A 336-nucleotide genomic window follows, 5' to 3' on the forward strand; every position below is an offset into this window, starting at 1 on the left:
TGGGGCATGTGGGCGGCCGAGCCACCCACCGCCAAGGTACGCGTCTTCAAAGAGGGCCAGCGCCTGAAGGTGCAAGGGCGTAAAGCCTGGTGTTCCGGCGCGGCGGTGGTCAGCCATGGCTTGCTGACGGCCTGGGACGAAGACGACCGCCAACAGTTGGTGGCGGTGCCTATGGATCAACCCGGCGTCGTCGTCACGGACGAAGGCTGGAATGCCGTGGGCATGGCCGCCACCGGCAGTGTGGAAATCGTGTTTGACCAGGCCTGGGGGCTGGCCGTGGGCGGACCAGGTGATTACCTGGCTCGCCCCGGATTCTGGCAAGGCGGCATTGGCATT

The 336-nt window shown here is 66.1% G+C and carries 1 protein-coding gene; it reads left to right on the forward strand.

All coding sequences use genetic code 11. From position 1 onward, the window contains the following. Nucleotides 1–336, forward strand: a 336-nt coding sequence (locus ACW9IR_RS29780; RefSeq protein WP_457466187.1) for an acyl-CoA dehydrogenase family protein, incomplete at both ends; no start/stop codon positions are given.

This window comes from Pseudomonas sp. SDT291_1_S447, from assembly GCF_054070155.1.